General features: G+C 59.6%; 9 protein-coding genes. 8 read left to right on the top strand and 1 reads right to left on the bottom strand.

The window, feature by feature from the left end:
- Positions 1 to 148: 148 nt before the first annotated feature.
- From GO984_RS22225 to GO984_RS22245, 5 genes are all read left to right on the top strand, one after another.
- Complete coding sequence (locus GO984_RS22225) at positions 149 to 1,552, top strand: AAA family ATPase (protein WP_157024733.1); 1,404 nt, start codon at positions 149 to 151, stop codon at positions 1,550 to 1,552.
- Between the two features lie 59 nt (positions 1,553 to 1,611).
- Positions 1,612 to 2,700: a ParB/RepB/Spo0J family partition protein gene (locus GO984_RS22230; protein WP_157024734.1), complete on the top strand. Its 1,089-nt coding sequence runs from the start codon at positions 1,612 to 1,614 to the stop codon at positions 2,698 to 2,700.
- 549 nt (positions 2,701 to 3,249) lie between these two features.
- Positions 3,250 to 5,073 (top strand): non-ribosomal peptide synthetase, encoded by a 1,824-nt coding sequence (locus tag GO984_RS22235; RefSeq protein ID WP_157024735.1) that lies wholly within the window; start codon positions 3,250 to 3,252, stop codon positions 5,071 to 5,073.
- Entirely contained in the window at positions 5,074 to 6,681 is a 1,608-nt protein-coding gene (locus GO984_RS22240) for a thiamine pyrophosphate-dependent enzyme (RefSeq protein ID WP_157024736.1), read from the top strand.
- Positions 6,682 to 6,693: 12 nt separating this feature from the next.
- Positions 6,694 to 11,184 (top strand): non-ribosomal peptide synthetase, encoded by a 4,491-nt coding sequence (locus GO984_RS22245; protein ID WP_157024737.1) that lies wholly within the window; start codon positions 6,694 to 6,696, stop codon positions 11,182 to 11,184.
- A 99-nt stretch (positions 11,185 to 11,283) separates the two neighbouring features.
- Here GO984_RS22245 and GO984_RS22250 read toward each other — a convergent pair whose 3' ends face one another.
- On the bottom strand, positions 11,284 to 12,381 hold the full coding sequence (locus GO984_RS22250; protein ID WP_342448127.1) for a polysaccharide biosynthesis/export family protein: 1,098 nt from the start codon (positions 12,379 to 12,381) through the stop codon (positions 11,284 to 11,286).
- A gap of 106 nt (positions 12,382 to 12,487) precedes the next feature.
- Between GO984_RS22250 and GO984_RS22255 the strand changes: the two genes are divergently transcribed.
- The 3 genes from GO984_RS22255 (at position 12,488) to GO984_RS22265 (ending at position 16,228) form a co-directional block, all read left to right on the top strand.
- On the top strand, positions 12,488 to 13,372 hold the full coding sequence (locus GO984_RS22255; protein ID WP_157024739.1) for an NAD-dependent epimerase/dehydratase family protein: 885 nt from the start codon (positions 12,488 to 12,490) through the stop codon (positions 13,370 to 13,372).
- Positions 13,369 to 13,980: a sugar transferase gene (locus GO984_RS22260; protein ID WP_157024740.1), complete on the top strand. Its 612-nt coding sequence runs from the start codon at positions 13,369 to 13,371 to the stop codon at positions 13,978 to 13,980. The genes GO984_RS22255 and GO984_RS22260 overlap by 4 nt, the downstream gene beginning before the upstream one ends.
- A gap of 373 nt (positions 13,981 to 14,353) precedes the next feature.
- Complete coding sequence (locus GO984_RS22265; RefSeq protein WP_157024741.1) at positions 14,354 to 16,228, top strand: polysaccharide biosynthesis protein; 1,875 nt, start codon at positions 14,354 to 14,356, stop codon at positions 16,226 to 16,228.
- Positions 16,229 to 16,521 lie beyond the last annotated feature (293 nt).

Here is a 16,521-nt window from a genome sequence, read left to right on the forward strand (position 1 = left end):
GTCCCGGATTTACTAAGAAAATACACCTCACCTGCGCGTTATGCTTCCATATGCTGTCTTTTGTGCTATTGTGAGCAAAAGGTGGCACATCCGTTCCGGTTTAGAAGCGGTACCACCGGTGCAACCGTAGCTCTGACAGGCCCTCCAGATGGCAAAAGATCCCCATAAGACCACCCAGCCCCTGCCGCCTTACTTCAACATTGATCCCGATGCTGCTCTGGCTGACCTGGATGCGGCCACGGATACGGCGGGCTTTGCCGAGATTGCAGCCGCCTGCACCCGTGGCCGCGAAGACCTGTCCAGTCGGGGCATCGACAAGGAAGGCCGCAAGCAGCTGCGCCTGTTTTCCACCTGGGAAATCACCCGCTATCTGATCCCGGTTGCCAGCGCCCATTTCCGCCGCGTGCTCAAGGCCAATCCTGAGCTGCCACAGGGACAAGCAGAAACCGAAGGCGGCGCCAAATGGTTCTCGTTGGACGAGGTGCTGCGGCTGCGGGCGTTTTTTGGCGAACAGGGGTCCAAGTCCAAAGATTATCTGCCCTACCGTCCCAAAGGCCTGCCTGCCAAGATGGTGGCCGTGGCCAATTTCAAAGGCGGCGTGGGCAAAACCTCAACCGCGGCCCATCTGGCAATGTCGGCCGCTTTGGATGGCTACAAGGTGCTGGTGGTGGATCTCGACAGCCAGGGCTCGATGACCTCGATTTTTGGCGGCAAAGTCGATGACGAATGGCAAACCGCCTTTCCACTGCTGGCGCGCCACTACGGCGAACACCTGCGCGTTGAAAACCAGCGGCGGCTGGACCGGGGTGATGCGCCACAGCCGCTGGACGAGGCGCTGAACGCAGCGATGGACATGACCGCTCGGGATGTCATCCAAAGCACCCACTGGCCCAATATTGACCTGATTGGGGCACAGCTGAACCTGTACTGGGCAGAGTTCCAGATCCCGGTCTGGCGGATGGCGGCACGGGGCTGGAAGCTCTGGGATGCGCTTACCGACCGGCTGGAGGCAGACGGGGTGCTGGATGACTATGATCTGGTGTTCATAGATACCCCGCCGGCCCTCGGCTACCTGACCATCAACGGGTTGTCGGCTGCCGATATCCTGCTGGTGCCAATGGGGGCATCGTTTCTTGAGTTTGACAGCACCGGCCGGTTCTTTGACATGCTGCACTCCACTTTTGCCAGCATCGAGGATGGCGAGAACCTTGCTGCGCGCGCTCTGGGGCGGCCAGAGATGGGGTTTGAATGGGAAGCGGTACGCACGGTGATCACCCGTTATGACGGCGCCCAGCAGGGCGAGCTGGCGGCCCTGATGCAGGCCTATCTGGGCCGCACATTGTCCCCGCATCGTCAGGATTTCACCGCATTGATTGGTCAGGCTGGTGAACAGGTCAATGGCATCTATGAGGCGGATTACCGCGACTTCAACCGTGAGACCTATGCCCGAGGCCGCGAAACATTTGACGCCACCTATGCAGCCTTCAAACGCCTGTTACTGGGGGTCTGGCGGCGGGCTGAACTGGAGGCGGCGCAACGCGCGGCCGAGTAAGGCTCTAATAAAGGATTTGGGACAGGATCCGCGATCTTTACCCCTGAGGAGAGACACCCATGGCCAAACGCAAGCGCCTGACTCCGGCTCAACCCAGTTATCTGGACGCCGCGCCGGAAACAAAATCGGCGCTTGGCGCGCCTCTAGCCAGTTCTGCGCCGATTGCTCAGGTGGCCTCGGATGCAGCGGCGCAATCCGCGCTGAGCGAGCTGAGCGCGGTGCTGGAAAGCGCCCGGGCGGATGGCCGGTTGATTGAACGCCTTGATCTGGCGAAGATTGATGAGAGTCACCTGGTGCGGGACCGGTTGGAACAGGACGAAGATGAAATGGGCGCGCTTATGGCCTCGCTGCGCGCCCGGGGCCAGCAGACCCCGATCGAAGTGGTGGCGCTTACGGATCGCCCCGATGGCAAAACCCATGGGTTGATTTCAGGTTGGCGCCGTCTATCCGCGCTGAAGCGGCTCTACGCCGAGACTTCAGAGCCTGAATTTGCCACAGTCAAGGCACTGGTGATCCAGCCGGAAACCGCGCGTGACGCCTATGTGGCGATGGTGGAAGAAAACGAAATTCGGGTCAATCTGAGCCACTATGAGCGGGCGCGGATTGCAGTGCGCGCCCTGCGTGAAGAGGTTTACCCCAATCAGAAAATGGCTCTACAGGGCTTGTTTGGCAATGCCACCCGCGCCAAGCGATCCAAAATCGGGAGCTTTGTGGCACTGGTCGAAGCCCTGGATGCAGTGTTGTGTTTTCCGGTGGCGATCAATGAGAAGCTGGGGTTGGCCCTGGTTCGGGAGATCACCCGGGATCCCGGCTTTACAGAAAGCCTGACAGCCCAGCTGCGGGCTGGAGACCGGGAGACCCCAGCGGGGGAATTGCGGATCCTGTCGGCGGCAGTTGCTGCGGCTGAAACAGCGGCTCTAGCCCGCCGATCAGAGCCTGAGGCCGAGATTTCTACCTCTGCTCCGGCGGACCTCGGTCCAAGAATTCGGACACCAGGACCTGCCAAGGGTGAGCGCATTAACACCCAGTTGGCACCGGGATTGCAGCTTGGCTATACCCCCGGTCAGCACCGGATCGAACTGAGCGGCGCGGGCGTCGATGAGGTGCTGATTCAAGATTTGCGGGACTGGCTGAAGCAGCGGAAATAGCGTTTGAGCACGGCCGTTGACAGAATGTGAAAAGGCGCCTCCGGGCGCTTTTTTTGTCTCTAAATCACTGTGCAGGGCCATGTGACGTCCCTTCCCTGCCGGTTGGATTGGCTCAAATGTTTCGCACGCGAAACATATTATGTTAAATTTTCAAATATCCAGTTTGATGTTCTTCAGCCGTATAGGTCTTAAATTTCATCTCGCCGCCCTGTCTGGACCCTTGGTGAACTGCGTGGAAGTCCCCCCCCTGGTGCCGAGGTATACTCCCAGACGGAGGATCAAATGTTTCGCGCGCGAAACATATTATGTTAAATTCGTCCCAGCGGAGACTGAACTAGATCTGATCCCATTTTCAGTTTCACCGTGCTCAGAACACGGCCTGAGAGAGATCTTTCTCTGCCCCAAACTTTGATTGCAGCAAATGCAGATCTATTTCCAATCAAAGCCACTGGACAAATCGGTCTCGGCACCGCGGTGTTTTGATGGGCTGCATATAGAGTGAAGCATAGAAACTGACTGGCCGCTGTTGGCATGATTGGACGATTTTGAATGCACGAAACTGACGATGCGAATGGTTTTTTATTCGCGCTGAACCAACTGGATGGGTCCCGTGTTGCGCTCAGGGATGGGGCGGAGGGCGTCTCTGTCTCCTTTGATCAGATCACAGCGCAGATACAGGAAACGTCCGCTGAGCTGGCCACTGTGGTGCCGCCGCACTCGGTCTTGGCCTATGTGGCCGATGGGGCGTTTGCTTCAGCTCTGATGTTTCTGTGCCTGGGGGGGCATGCGGCTGTTGCGCCTATTTCGGCCAGATCCACCCTGGCTGAAGTGAAGGCCCTGCTGCAGCAGCTTCAGCCGTCAGTTTTTGTCGGGTCTGACACCTGTGCCCAGTTTGCCGGGGTTGCGGCGGAGCTTGGCATTCCGGTTTTGTTTGCTGAGATCACTGAAAGGGGGCGCCTGCGGTTACGTTCAGGTCCTGCGGCCACCGTTACGCCGACACAGCCCCGGAATCTGGACGAAAAGGGGGTGGTGCTGACCACCTCGGGCACCACGGGTCAGCCCAAGATGGTGGCGCTGAGCACGGGTCGGTTGATAGCCGGTGCGCGGGCGGTGGCTTCGACCATTGGGCTGTCAGCGGCAGATACCAGCGTTGAGATTATGCCATTGCATCACATTCATGGGTTGGTTGCGGGTCTTTTGGCGCCCCTGTTGAGCGGCGCTGAAGTTGTCGTGCAGCCGAACCGTGACCCATTTGAGTTCCTCCAACTGGCGGTGCGGTTTGGGGCCCGGTGGTACACTGCGGTTCCAACCCTGCACCGGGCCATCCTTTATGCTGCTGTGGAGCACCCCGATCTGGTCAGCCAATGCCGGTTCCGGGTGATCCGGTCGTCGTCCTCTGCGATGCCCTTTGAAATCAGGCAGGGGGTGCAGGATCTGTTTACCTGTCCGGTTGTCGAAGCCTATGGCATGACAGAGGCGACCCATCAGATCAGCTCGCAAAGCCCGGACAGCCCCTGCGCCCATGGCACCCTGGGGCGGCCACAACCGGGGACACTGAAAATACAGGATGCAGAGGGTCGGAGACAGCCTGCGGGTCAGGTGGGAGAGATCCTGTTGCAAAGCCCAACCGTGATCACCAGCTATCTCGCCAATCCAGCCGCCACCCGGGCGGCGGCTGTCGATGGCTGGATGCGCACCGGCGATATTGGCCGTATCAACCCGGATGGCACGCTGTCCCTGGTGGGGCGGGAAAAGGAGATCATCAAACGGGGCGGGGCCCAGGTGGCGCCGCCAGAGATAGAAGATGCGTTATTGGCGCAGCCGGGGGTTATTGACGCCATTGCCTTTGGGGTGCCACATCCTTCATTGAGCCAGGATGTTGCCGCCGCTGTGGTGCTTGATCATCGGGCCTCCTGTGATCCGCGGCAGCTTAGAAATACCCTGCTGGACGTTCTGTCTGCCTATAAGGTTCCCAGCAAAATCCTACAGATCCAGGATATCCCCAAAGGCCCCACCGGCAAACCCAGACGGCTGGACATGCACAGGCTGTTGGCGGTCGAGCTGCAGGGGGTGTTTGAGGCAGCGCAATCGCCGATGGAGGAGCTTTTGGTTGCGCTGTTTGGCGAAACCCTGGGACGGGATCATGTCAGCCGTCAGGATGACTTTTTTCTGTCTGGTGGGGATTCCTTGTCAGGCAGTGGCCTTATGGCGCAACTGAACCAGTTTTTTGACATCGCTCTCTCGCCTGAACTGCTGTTTCGATTTCCCACCCCTTTGGAACTTGCCAGCTATCTTGAAGCCCTTGAGGGCGGTCGGGTCCAACACCGGGTCACGGCCTTGGCAGCTGCGGCTCAGGGCAACACGGGCGTCTAGATGGTCACCACTGCGCCCTCCCTTTTCTCAGATCAGGCCGACACAGGCTGTCCTGCCTGTGAAGCGATTGCGCTGAGAGTTTTGGAGGCAGGTATTTTACGTGTCTACACGGTACCGGGGGATCTCACCTACGGGCTTTTGCGGGCCTTTGACCTGGCGGGCCTGAGCATCTACGCCTGTCGCTCTCAGGCGGCGGCGGTCTTTGCTTCGGCGGCAGATAGTTTTGCGCAGGGGGATCTGGTCAGTGTTGTGCTGGTGTCGCGCGGGCCGGCCTCACATAATGCAATGGCAGCTGTTGCGTCGGTGCTGGCGCAGGGCACGCCGATTCTGGTGCTGTCGCCGGTGGAAAACCAGCGAGACACCGAACGGGGGGCGTTTCAGGGCGGCGGGGTCAGCGGGATTGCAGAGGCAGGCAGATGCCCCGTGCTACGGCTGACCGATCTGGCACAGGTCGAAACCCTGCTGCCAGAGGTTCTAAGGGCGGGCAGGGGGCCAAACCGGACCTCGGCCGTGATCGAGATTGAGAGACCTGTTCTAGGAGGTGTTTCAGAGGCGGTGCCTGCCCCACGGTCTCCAGTGTCGGCACCCGCAGCGCAGGCCACAGAGATCTGGCTGGACGCTGCTATGGATGTCCTGAACAGGGCGCGCCGGGTGGTTCTTGTTGTCGGCCACATGGCCCGTTGGTCGGTGTCCTGTGCGGCTCTGGTTGAAGTGGCCAGCCTTTTGAAGGCGCCTATATGCCCTACCGGCCTGTCGCTGGGGTTTGCGGGGGCAGAGCTGGAAACCGTGCCACAGGCGCATGTGCACAAGACGCTGGCAGCGGCGGACGCCGTTTTGCTGCTTGGGGCATCGCTGGACTGGAGCCTGCGGTTTGGCGCTGCGATTGAGGCGGCGGCAGGGATTGTTCAGATGATACCGGATGAGAGGGCTGCAGTGGGTCGGCCGGCGGATATTCTGGTGCTTGGTGACATTGGCGCCAACCTGTCGGCGCTGTCCAGTCAGCTGCGCAGGCAGGGGGGCAGGGCATTGGCCATAGGGGAAGACTTGACGGCCGGTTCACTGCCGCGGTGTCAGGGGGAGTATTGCGGACAGCTGCCTTTGATGGATCATGTTATGCAGTTGGTTGGTGCGCAGTTTCCAGTCAGAGCGGCGCTGGTCGTTGATGGCAGCAGCCCATTGGTTGCGGGGGCCCAGTCCATTCTGCCAAAACTGACCTGGGCGCGTATGACCCCAGGTGTTGCAGGGCATCTTGGCGCCGGGATTGGCCATGCTCTGGGGGCCATGGCCACAGGGCGCTTTGATCAGGTGATTGTGGTCGCAGGAGACTTCAGTCTGGGATTGGCCATGGGGGATCTGGAAACCCTGCTGCGGTACGATCTTGCGGTCAAAATTCTGGTTTCCAACAATCGCGGGATCAAAACCGGAGCCCCATTGGTGGCTGGGGCAGATCCCAGAATGACCCAATATGCACAGACCGTTGACCACGCGGCGATCATGCGTGGCTTTGGCGGGGCAGGGTATCGCGTGTGCAGCCCGCAGGACTGGAACAGGATCGCCGCCAGCGTCTTTTCCAGCACAGGGCCCTGTCTTGTTGATATCCTTGGTTAGGGGAGCCTTGGTATGAGTGAAACGACACCTGTAATACCGTCACGCGGCCAATGGCTGCTGACCCAGCTGCGCCAGTCTTCCAGGGATGGCTCAGTGGGCGGCTCGGGGCAGGATCTGGTGCTCTCTGTTGCGCAAAAGACTTTGCTGGCCTCGCAAGACCTGCATCAGGGAGAAGCCGTTGGCAATGTCACCAAAAGCTGGGAGCTAAGGGGCAGACTTGATTTGGCGGCGCTGGAGCGGGCGTTGCAGGCGCTGGTCATCCGGCATGATGCCCTGCGACTGTCGATCTCACGTGGTAAGGGGCGACCGCAGCCCGTCTTTGCCGCGCATCTGCCTGTCCGTCTGATCTGTGAAGAAGGGGGCGGAGAGGGGCTTGCTGACCGGCTTCGGCAGATTGACCGGCACATCGAACATGAAAGCTTGAACAGCCTGCCGCTGACCGGGGACCGGCTCTGGAAAGCCCGCCTGTTCAAGATTGAGACGGGCCGGCATGTGTTGATGATCGCCATGCATCACCTGATCTGCGATGACTGGTCCTGGCGTATTCTGCCCCGGGATCTGTTTGTGCTGTACAGGTCTGAGGTGGAGGCAATGATGCCTGCTCTGCCGGAGGCAGGCTGTTTTAAGACCTATTTGCAACAGGGGGGCGTCGGCAGGGCCGAAGAAACGGGAGCGGGGACACCTGAAACCAGCTGGCCTGAACTGGACTGGCCGGTTGCAGAACAAGATCAGTCTGATCCGCAGGCCCGGCGCAGTGAAGTGGCGGAGAGGCTGCTTGATCCGTCAGGGTTTGAGGCGCTGAAACAGGTGGCCAGGGTGTACAACTGCACGCCTTTCACCTTTTTCCTCTCTTGCTACCAGATGTTGTTGAGCCTGTATTGTGATCAGGCGTCTTTTGGAATTTCGGTCTCCGCCGCGGACCGGTTGGGACCGGGCACACAGAACAGTATAGGGGTTTTGGTGCATGATTTTCAGGTGGGGCTGGATCTGACATCTCATCTGCGGTTTTCAGACCTGTTGCAGGCAGCCAAGGACAGGGTGCACAGGGCGCAGCAAACCCCAAACGAGGGGCTTCACCTGGGGCGGGCGACCATTGGGTATTATAATGCTCCGGTGCTGGCCGCAGATGCGGGGGCACTGGCGGTCCGGGAACGACCGATGCCCCGACGCGCAATTGCCAACAATCTGCGCCTGTCTCTGAAACCGGGGAAACAGGGTGTGGTCATCACCTTTGAAGGGCAGCAAAAATACTTTGATCAGAAACAGCTGGACCGCCTGGCCGGCTGCTATGATCTGATCCTGCAGCAGGTTGTCAAAAATCCGGAAATTCTGCTGTCCGGGATCAGGGTGGTTTCTGATCCCGAGATGAAAAGACAGGCGGTGCGGTCGGTTGCGCCGACAGTGGTGCCCTGCGATGGCACGATCGTGGCACGGTTTCTGGAGGTTGCAGGGCGGCATCCGGCGGCGCCTGCGCTGGCGACGCCGACCCGCACACAAAGCTATGCAGAGCTGGACGCAGAGACAAACACCCTGGCACATTGGTTGCGGCAACAGGGGCTGGAGGCTGGGGACCGGCTGGCGGTTGCGCTGCCGCGGGGCAGGGCGGTTTTTAAGCTCTGGCTTGGGGCTCTCAAGGCCAATCTGACGGTTGTGCCCATCGAGACCACTCTGCCAGAGGCGCGGATCCAGTCCATTTTGCAGGCTTCGGGGGCCCGGATGATGGTGGGGGCAGCCGCCGCGGATACCGGTCAGAATGTTGAGGGTGTCAGATGGCTGGCGCTGCCGCGGGGCGCAGAATGTGCCGCGCTTCCAAAGGATCCGCTGCCGCCCCCGAGCGCAGGTGCAAGCCCTGCCAGCTTTATCATGTTTACCTCGGGGACAACCGGTCCGCCCAAGGGGGTCCCCATCACTCAGGCCGGCCTCCTTCGGCTGGCGGCCAACACGCGGCATTTGCCTGTTGGTCCCGGCGACCGGATGATCCAGCTGGCCTCCTGTGGGTTTGATGGCAGCCTGATCGAGGTCTGGGGGGCCTGGCTGAATGGGGCGGCGCTGGTTCTGTGTGAAAAACCAATCCTGACCGAAGGGGGGGTGAATGCGGAATTGCGCCGACTGGCACCCAACGCCGCCTTCATGACAACCAGCCTGTTCAATGCCGTTGTGGATACGGATGCCTCTGTTTTGGCCACGCTGAACCATCTGGCCGTAGGCGGGGAGGCGGCCTCGGCGTCGCATTTCCGGCGGGCGCTCGCGGTCAACCCGTCGTTGCGGCTGTCCAATGTCTATGGTCCGATGGAAAACGGGGCTTTGACAGCGCAGCATCTTGTAGGGCGGCAGATCAGTTCTGCCGTTCCAATTGGCCGCCCGCTTCCGGGCAATATGACCTTTGTCCTGTCCGAGACCCAGCAACCGGTTCCGGATGGTTTTGCCGGCGAGTTGCTGATTGGGGGGCCAGGGCTGTCCTTGGGCTATGACAACCAGCCAGAACTGTCACGGCAGAAATTCCTGTCTCTGGACGCCGGTGATCTTGGTCTCGATCAGGCGGGATCTGTTGTGCTGTACCGATCTGGCGACCGGGTGAAATGGAACCGGCAGGGCGAACTGGAGTTTCTGGGGCGGCGCGATAACCAGTTCAAACTGCATGGGTACCGCATTGAGCCGAGCGAAATTGAGGCCGCCCTGATGGAGCACCCGGCAGTTGGCCGCGTGGCCGTGGCCCCGGACAGGCAGTCAGAGCAGTCTCAGACGGTAGGGATTGTGGCCTATTACGATCTGATCTCTGATCATGTGCCAACAGAAAAGGAGCTTAGGGTTTTTATGGCGGCACGGCTGCCAAGACCCATTCTTCCCACTCGCTATATCCCTGTCGACAGGCTCCAGTTAACCCCCAACGGTAAGGCTGATTTGCAGGCTCTGGAGCGGGGGCACGACAGGCCTCCGGGGCAGATGGCCCCAGTGTCCGCGGCCACAGATCCGATGGTTGAGCTCTGGAAAAAGCACCTCAAGATAGGCTCTATTCCTGAGGATATTGACTATTATGCTCTGGGCGGCACATCTTTGTCTCTGGTTCAGATGATCTTTGATGTGGAAGCTCTGTTTGGCGTCGAAGTTGATTTTGCGGTCCTTTCAGGCGAACCGACACTCAGGCGGATGCGCTATATGATTTCGCTCAGCCCAACGTCGCGGTCTGGTGGGCTGCGTCACTTGCGTGTGCTGCGGGAAGGGGACCCAAAACTGCCTCCGGTTGTGATTTTGCCAGCCAAGACGGGCTCGGCGGCCTGGGCGATTGATGTGTTGTCACAGATGACCACCAATAACCCCATTCTGGCGCTTGGGTTTGAGCCACCTCGGGGCCGAAACTTGAAACCATCTCATTTTGCGGATCTGCTGAGCGCGTTTCTGGAAGACCTTGCGATCTATGCAGCGGATAAACCGGTCATTCTGGCAGGGTTTTCTTTTGGGGGGACCATCGCTGGATATATGGCGGGTATGGCCAGCGCCTATGGGGTTGAAGTCGCCAAGGTTATTAACATTGATGGCGGCAGCCCGGTGTCCTGGGTGGTGCCTGAAAACCCTGCCAACCGGTCTGCCTTCGCTCAGTTCATGAGGCAATTCCGGTTTTTTCCAACAGGGCCTGTCGATACTGATTATCACCTTGTTACCGTCACACGCAGCTTCCCGTTCTCTGGTGTTGATCGGGGTGATGGATGGTCTCATGCCGTCACCTCTCCCATTCACGAATATGATCTTGATACTCACCATGTCCTGTTGATCCAGCCGCAGCTTGGTGGCCAGGTGGCGTATTATCTGGACAAGATTATCTCAGGCACTGCAATCGCGTCCCGTATCAGGCCCAGCCAATACAAGAGCAGTTGGCTGACCAGGTTGAACGCTGCAAAGCAGTTGAGTCTGCGTGGAGAGTATAAAGGGGCCGCAGATCTGTTGGATCAATTGGTCCCTGATGACAGTGAAAAACCTGAATGGATGGTGCTTGCTCTGATCCGTCTCGGTCAGCGGTCGGAACCTCTGGCGCGACACTGGCTGGACCATCTGCCGGACTGCCCGTTTCCGCTGGTGTGGCAGGAACTGGCCAAAAGGGATGATCAAAACAGGATCATCTGTCTGAGACAGGGGTATCAGGCATCAGGCGCGGATCTGAGCGGTGCCGTGCCACTGGTCGCCAGTCTCTCAGAGCGGGGCGATCATGGTGAGGTTGACGAGATCATCCGTCAATTGCAGGCCTCAACCCGTTTCAGCGTCGAAGCGGGGCTGGCGCAGGGGATTGCTTTTGCTGTCTCTGGGGACCCAGATCAGGCCTTTCGCTCTGTGGCCTTGGCGTTAGCACACTCGGACGCCTCAACGTCACATTTCAGATGGGCATCGATGTTTTTCTCTCGGGCGGTGTCACCGGATTGTGCGTTTGATCTTATGGATATCGGACGATCAAGATTTCCGGATGCAGTGCAAAATATGTCCTGCAGGATTGAACAAATGTTTTCGTCATAAGGTGACAGAGAACAGCACTTGCTTGCCGCCCATTTAACATAAGACAAGTTATCTGTTCTGTGGTTGTCGCCGGGGACGCGCTACTTCCAACGGCGTCTTTTAAAGGACCCCTGCTGCACTGAAGACACCAAAGAAGTTGCCGAAGATATTGGAAATTGTCAGGGCATCGTTGATTGGGGATTCTGTGGCCATGACCAGATCTCCGGGCTGGATCTGGAATGTGCGCGCTGAAAACAGCCCATCAGCCGAGGTCAGGTCAAGCGTAAAGACCACCCGTTGCTGACGGGGTCCACGGATGCCCGGGGCCACCGCACCGGGGGCATATTCGCGCAGGATCAGCAACCCTTGCGGGTCCGCCTTATTGTCCTGAAAGCCGCCTGAGATCGACACCGCATCCATCGCCGAGACCTCATCTTTGGTAAAGGTATGCAGGTCTTCGCGGCCAGTGGCTCCAAAGGACAGGAAATACCGTTCATCTTCCTCGACAAAAACCCGGTCGCCGCCGCGCAGCAGCGTGTCCAGGTGCGGGTTGTTCAACAGGTTATCGATGGAGGTGCCATAGATATGATGGCCACGCACCAGGCGGATCTGCGGGTTGTTGAGGGTGGGGCTGATGCCTCCACCAGCTGAAATCAGCCCCATCACCGTGTAGTTGCGATCCGGCATCGGATAGGTGTTGGGCCGGGCCACGCCGCTGATCAGGTCAACCGAGTTGTTGCGCCCCTCTTTCATGCTGAGCTGCACCTGAGCCGAGGGCACAATGGGTTCGATGGCGCGCTGCATTTCCTCGCGCGCCAGATCCGGGGTCAGCCCCAGCACGTTGACGTTGCCCACATAGGGCATAAAAATGGTGCCATTGGCGGCCACGGTGATATCTTGCAGCTGGATCACCTTTTGGTCGGCGGCGGTCAGCAAAGAGTTGTCATTGCTGTCCCAGATGCTGAGGGTCAGCCGGTCGCCGGACTGGATGATCTGCGTGCGGGCACCTTGGTGGCCCCGGATCCAGCTCAGCCGTTCCTGCTTGCCGGTTGCGGGCCATTGGGCCACGGTCGGCAGGAAGGCGCGGGTCACCCTGTACAGCGCAAAACCGGCATCCGCTTCAGTGGATTGTTTCAGAATTTCTTCGCTGGCCGGGGCGCCACCCGGCAGACGGCTGCAGGCTGCTGACACCAGGATCAGGCTTGTGAGAGCAAGCACGGAGAGGAATGGGCGCATTCAGAAGCCTTGTCAGGAAAAGTCTTGTTTTATAGCCTCCGCAAGATACTGGGCCAGAACGGTGCGTCAACAAAAACAGGGGCAGTAAATGGGTTTTCCACAAGTCCTTGTCCTGGGTGCATCAGGGCGTATCGGTCAGGTCCTGCGTCACTGCTGGCCCAAGACGGCGGATCTGTGCTGGCAGACACGTCGCGCCCCTCGCCCGGATGGAACCGGACAGGGATGGTGTGGTTTTGATCCGCTGGCTGATCCCGAGGCCCTTGTTGCAGCCGCCCAGGGGCGACAGGCCATTTTATGTCTTGCGGGCAGCATACCGGGGCGCGGTGGGGCACTGGCGGACAATATTGACCTGGGCGAAGCCACAGTGCGGGCGGCGGCTGGGACCGGGGCTCAGGTTTTTCTGACCTCTTCGGCGGCTGTTTATGGGGACCAGTCGGGGCTTTTGGAGGAAGCGGCCACTCTGCGCCCGACGGCGCCTTATGGGGTGTCCAAGGCTGAGATGGAACGGCGGGCCGCAGAGTTGGGGGCCGAGCTGGGTGTCGGGGTCTGTGCTCTGAGACTTGGCAATATCGCTGGGCTGGATGCGATCCTGGGGGGCTGGCGACCGGGGTTCCAGCTGGATGTCTTTGACGATGGGACAACCCCCCGACGCAGCTATATAGGCCCCCAGACATTGGCCCGAACTCTGGCCCAAATTCTGACCCGGTTGATGTCCGTGCAGGACCTGCCCCCCGTCCTGAACATTGCCCAGCCGGGCCCCGTTGAAATGGCGCAGCTTCTGCAGGCTGCGGATCTTGAGTACGGGCTGCGCCCCGCCCCGCCCAGTGCCATTGCGGAGGTGACGATGGACACCTCCAGGTTGAGTGAGCTATTGTCTCAGGAGGACCCGATGACGGCGGCAAATTCCACGCATATGGTGGCAGAGTGGCGTAGGTTAGAGCAAAAGATGATAAAGGAGCCCCCCTTGGTATGACCTGGCGCAAGCGCATTTTCGACCTGTTTTTTGCGTCACTTTTGATCTTGGTTCTGGGGCCCATCCTGCTGATGCTTCTTGTGTGGCTGCTGTGGAAAGAGGGGCGGCCGCTGTTTTATGTCGCCGAACGGATGAAGGGTGTGGATCACCCGTTTTTGCTGTGGAAGCTCAGAACGATGACCGTGGTTGCAACGGACACCGGGGTCTCTGGCGGCGACAAGGCGGCCCGGGTCACCAGGACCGGGGCCTGGCTGCGCAGCAAGCGGCTGGATGAATTTCCGCAGCTGTGGAATATCCTGAAAGGGGATCTGAGCTTTGTGGGGCCACGCCCGCCCCTGCGCCAATATGTAGAGATGCATCCGGAGATCTACAGACAGGTGCTGGCCTCCCGGCCCGGAGTGACGGGGCTGGCCTCTCTTGTTTATCACCGACATGAAGCGGCCCTGCTGGACCGCTGCCAGACACCGGGAGAGACAGATGCCGTCTATTCCCGGATCTGTGTCCCGGCCAAGGCCCGGCTGGATCTGATCTATCAGCGCAATCAGAACATGTGTTTTGATTTTGATCTGGTTTTTCAGACCATCGGCAACATCTTCCGCCGGGGGTAACAGCGCCGATTCGGAAAACCGATGCCTCCTCCGGTTTAGGAGCCGGGTCTGGTCGAGGATGTCCTACGCGCGCGTAGGTCAGTTTTGTCTCATGTGTAGGCCTATTTTGTCATCTGTTTTCAGGATTGTGCGTCGGGCACCGGGCTTTCGCTAAACCCAAATTTGTGCTAGGTTCGGAATGTGTTCACACTGGATGCTGCCAATTTTTTAAGCCATTGCGCAGCTTTTTCGACCAAGGAAAAAGCTGCGTATTTTGAAGCGGGCATTTGTACCGCAGACTGAAGCTCTTGCACAAACAAGGCTACGGCCGGTCATCTGCAAGTTGCTGTGCGGTACAAAAATTCGAGGCCCAGAAGGGGATGGGGCGCAAGGCATGTTGACTCTGATCAGCGTACTTTCACGCAAGCAAAAATCTTGGATTTTCCTCGCGGTTGACCTGCTGCTTTGTCCGCTGGCGCTGTTGTTCACCTTTTCTGTCCAGACACTCCCGCAGAGCCCATTTGCCAGCTTTACGGCGCTGCTGCCAGCGCTGCCCTATGTGATTGCGGTGACCGCAGGGTTGTCGCTCTGGCTTGGCATCCCCTATGTGCAGCTTGTCGCCTATGAACGCCATGCGGCCGGGCTCACCGCTCTGGTGGCTCTGGCGACGGCCTCTGCTGCGGCGCTGCTGGATGGGGTGTTTGGTCCGGGCCTGCCCATCGGCATATATGTGGTGTTTGGGATCAACTATTTCCTCTTTATGCTGAGCGCGCGGGCGGTGTTGTACCGGATTGTTCTGGCGATCTACCATCGGGCGCGCCCCGGCTGCCGGGTGTTGATCTACGGGGCTGGCACCACGGGGACGCAACTGGCGCAGGCGCTTAAGGCACATGACGAAATTGACCCTGTTGCCTTTGTGGATGACAACAGCTCGCTGCAGGGGATGACCCTGATGGGGATGCCGGTTTTTCCACCGGCCCGTATCGCCGAGATCACCAGCTCCCGGGAAATCAAACGGGTGCTGCTGGCGATGCCCTCACAAAGCCCTCCCAAGCAGGCGCAGCTGACCCGCCGCCTGCAGGAGATGCAGCTTGAGGTGCAGGTCCTGCCGTCTTTTGCCCAGCTCATTGGAGAAGAAGCGCTGGTGGACAAGCTGGCCCCGGCCACACCACAAAGTTTTCTGGGGCGCGCGGCGCGGGATGTCCCTCTGGGGGCGGCGGGCGTCTCTTACCAGGGGCGCAGCGTCTTGGTCTCAGGCGCCGGGGGATCGATCGGATCTGAGCTGTGTCGGCAGGTGCTGGCCTGTGGTCCAACCAGGCTGGTGCTGTATGAGCTGTCTGAACTGGCGCTCTATACCATCCATCAGGAACTGGCTGGGCTGGGCCAGGACATGGGCGTAGAGGTGGTGCCGGTGCTTGGCTCTGTCTGTGACAGACGTCAGATGGGTATGGTGCTGGAGACCCATGCGGTGCAGGTGGTGCTGCATGCGGCGGCCTATAAACATGTGCCTCTGGTTGAGACGAACCCGCTGCCGGGGCTGGCCAATAATGTGCTTGGTGCTCAGGCCCTGGCCCAGGCGGCAGATCGGGCCGGGGTTGAGCGGTTTATCCTGATTTCATCGGACAAGGCGGTGCGCCCGGCCAGCGTGATGGGGGCGTCCAAACGGATGGCTGAACTGGTTGTTCAGGATCTTGGTTCCCGCAGCACCGGGACCGTCTTTGCCACGGTGCGGTTTGGCAATGTTCTGGGCTCCAGCGGTTCGGTGGTGCCGCTGTTTCAGGACCAGATCAGCCGGGGGGGGCCGGTGACGGTGACCGACCCCAATGTGAAACGCTATTTCATGACCATCCGCGAGGCAGCGCATCTGGTCCTGCAGGCCGGCGCTGAGGCCCGCGGGGATGAGATTTTTGTGCTCGACATGGGAGAACCGGTGCCAATTTTGCAGCTGGCCCGACAGGTGATCGAAAGCGCAGGCTATACGGTGCGCGACGAGGATTTGCCGGGGGGCGATATTGCCATCGAGATCACCGGATTGCGCCCGGGTGAGAAATTGGAGGAAGAGTTGACCCTGTCTCAGGAGTTGACCACCACCCGTCACGCCAAGATCTTTTGCGCCCGCGAGGCGGGGCTGTCTGAAATCGAAGTGGCTGCGATGTTGCGGGCGCTAGGCCAGGCACTGAACAGCAATGACGAGGCGGCGGCCCGTCAGGCCATCACCCATTGGGTTGAGGGCTATCGTCAGCCTGAGGGGGATCGTAGAACCTCTTGACCCCATGCGCCTTTTCAATCTGCGACCCTGTCGTGGCAGAACCGCCTCAACAGGAGACAATGTGGTGGTGGTCTCTGCAGCGACGTTGATCGGCCGATTGGTTATGTGATTTAAGAAAAAGCGAAAATTAGACTGGTATAAGGTGATTGCTTTCCGTGTACCCCCCTCTGGCAGGACAGATCATTCAAATCGCGTGTCGCCGCCCTCTGCGGCTGACGGGATTGGCGTTTGCCATGGTCGGAGGTGTTGCGGCCGCTCCGGTGCTGGCGCAGGATCCAGCGTTGAGCCCCCCC

Source organism: Parasedimentitalea huanghaiensis (genome assembly GCF_009753675.1).
Lineage (GTDB): Bacteria > Pseudomonadota > Alphaproteobacteria > Rhodobacterales > Rhodobacteraceae > Parasedimentitalea > Parasedimentitalea huanghaiensis.

Coding starts and splice junctions, on each gene's coding strand:
- GO984_RS22225 (WP_157024733.1), top strand. CDS start 149: ATGGCAAAAGATCCCCATAAGACCACCCAGCCCCTGCCGCCTTACTTC.
- GO984_RS22230 (WP_157024734.1), top strand. CDS start 1,612: ATGGCCAAACGCAAGCGCCTGACTCCGGCTCAACCCAGTTATCTGGAC.
- GO984_RS22235 (WP_157024735.1), top strand. CDS start 3,250: ATGCACGAAACTGACGATGCGAATGGTTTTTTATTCGCGCTGAACCAA.
- GO984_RS22240 (WP_157024736.1), top strand. CDS start 5,074: ATGGTCACCACTGCGCCCTCCCTTTTCTCAGATCAGGCCGACACAGGC.
- GO984_RS22245 (WP_157024737.1), top strand. CDS start 6,694: ATGAGTGAAACGACACCTGTAATACCGTCACGCGGCCAATGGCTGCTG.
- GO984_RS22255 (WP_157024739.1), top strand. CDS start 12,488: ATGGGTTTTCCACAAGTCCTTGTCCTGGGTGCATCAGGGCGTATCGGT.
- GO984_RS22260 (WP_157024740.1), top strand. CDS start 13,369: ATGACCTGGCGCAAGCGCATTTTCGACCTGTTTTTTGCGTCACTTTTG.
- GO984_RS22265 (WP_157024741.1), top strand. CDS start 14,354: ATGTTGACTCTGATCAGCGTACTTTCACGCAAGCAAAAATCTTGGATT.